The organism is Frankia sp. CcWB3 (genome assembly GCF_977927595.1).
Genome location: NZ_CDWRCK010000229.1, coordinates 1 through 2,143, shown reverse-complemented (window position 1 = coordinate 2,143; position 2,143 = coordinate 1). Strand labels below are relative to the sequence as shown.

Sequence of the window (2,143 nt, the reverse complement as noted above, 5' to 3'; positions counted from 1 at the left end):
GTCATCCAACGATCGACGTCATCCAACGATCGACGTCATCCAACGATCGACGTCGCCGACCATCGGTGCATCTCCGGGGTCAGCACCTCGGATCCCTGATCCCTGATCCCGGGCCCCGGGCCCCGGGCGATCGGCGGCCCTTCACCGCTGCGGCATTACCGCGGCAGGCTGAGCCACCGGGCCCGCCGGCCGGCGGGCGGCGGTTGCTCGTCGGCAGGACCCGCGCCGACCGCGACCATGGGTGCGGGTACCCGCACCGGTGCGTCCCACCGGCGACGCGGGCCGGTCCCAATGACCGCCGTCGGCAACGCGTCCATCGGGTCGACGAACCGGCCGGTCGACTCCTCGAGCACCCAGATGCGCGCGTCGGCGATGTCGAAGTACAGGCCGACGAGTTCTAGCGTGCCGCGTGCCAGGGCACGGCGCACGGCCGGATGCGCGCGCAGGTTCTCCAACTGCTGCGCCACGTTGGCGCGGCCCAGCCTTTCCACCGGGAGCAGATCCTCCGTGCCGGCAGGGGGCGTCCGCTCAAGCGAGGCGGCGGCGTGCGACAGCCAGCCCGCCAGGGCCGAGTCGGGTGCGCCGTCGAGCGCGCCGGACAGCAACGCCTGCATGGCGCCACAGCCGGAATGGCCACACACCACGAGCGAGGGCACCCGCAGGACGTCGACGGCGTAGTCCAGCGCGGCGGTCACCGACAGGTCGCCACCGCGTCGCAAGGGCGCGTCCGGGTCGGATCCGGCGGGGTCGTCCACCGGGACGATGTTCCCGACATTACGGATCGTGAACAGGTCACCGGGACCGCTACTGGTGATGATGTTGGGAACAATGCGAGAGTCGGCGCAGGTGAGGAACAGGGCGCCGGGCTGCTGTCCCCCGGCGAGCTCGTCGAAGGTGCCCCGCAGGAGCGGGGCGGCCCGCCGGTGGAACTCGTTCACCCCGAGCAACATTGTGCTGACGTGCTGGACCGTCAGGTCGGGGGAGGCCTGCGCCGGCACCGACGCCGCCGGGTCCGGGACTGGGTCCGGGTGGATCGCCGGCGGAACGACGCCGCCGGGCTGGGAATCCGACGACCGCGACTCCGACGAATGGGAATCCGACGGTGACGACGCGAGTTCCAGCTCCTGCCACTGCGACCAGGGCGCGAACCAGCGCGGGAGGTGCGGGACGACGGTGCGGCGCCGCTGCTCCGCGACCTCGGCCGGCCGGCGGAACCAGACCTGGCCGACCTCGTCGACGCTCACCGTTCCGCCGGACGCCTCGTGGTTCGCGCACCAGCCACGCAGATGCTCATAGGCGGCGTGGTCAAGGTAGTCGACGATGAGTTCGATTGAGACGGGGGCACCGACGGGGATACGGCCCAGGATCCGCGCGAGGCGGGGCAGGGACAGGAAGCTCAGTGTCCCCTCGACTTCTACCTGCCAGAGCTCGTCGGTGCGGACCAGCCGGACACTCGACCACAGCACCCGGCGCAGGACCAGGGCGAGCGCGGTGAGCAGACCCAGGGCGACACCCTGCAGGAGGTCGAGGGCGACGACACCGACGATTGTCACCAGGTAGACGGGCAGCTCCCCGTGCCGGCGGACGTGGCGCAGATGCGCGACGTCGACCAGCCGCGCACCGACGACGAGCAGGCCGGCGAGGGCGGACAGCGGGATCCACTCCACGGCACGGCCCAAGAACACGGCGAACAGCAGCACCCAGACGCCGTGCAGGACGGCAGACTTCCGGGTACGCCCGCCGGAGGCGACGTTGGTGGAGCTGCGCACGATCACCCCGGTGATCGGCAGCCCGCCGACCAGGCCCGAGGCGAGGTTCGCCGAGCCCTGCCCGAGCAGCTCGCGGTCGAGGTCGACGCGCGGCCCCCGCCAGCCTCGGGTGGTGGCAAGCTGGTCCACCGCGACGGCCGAGAGCAGGGACTCGACGCTGGCGACGATGACGATGGCCAGCGCGATGCCGGACCAGTCACCGCGCGGGAGGCCCGGCAGGGCGACCGCGTCGAACAGGGACGAGGGCAGGTTGACCCTGGGCAGGTCGAAGCCCGCGACGGCGGCGAGCAGGGTGCCCGTCACGACCGCCGCGAGATAAGCGGGGATGGCTCGGACGGCGTTCGGCAGCCTCTTCGGCAAGCGGGGCCAGAGGA

1 protein-coding gene is annotated in these 2,143 nt (G+C 72.0%); it reads right to left on the bottom strand.

What is annotated here, in order from left to right; all coding sequences use genetic code 11:
- Nucleotides 1-155 precede the first annotated feature (155 nt).
- The coding region (locus ACY5KJ_RS15930; protein ID WP_462203716.1) for a solute carrier family 23 protein at nucleotides 156-2,143 on the bottom strand (1,988 nt) is incomplete at its 5' end.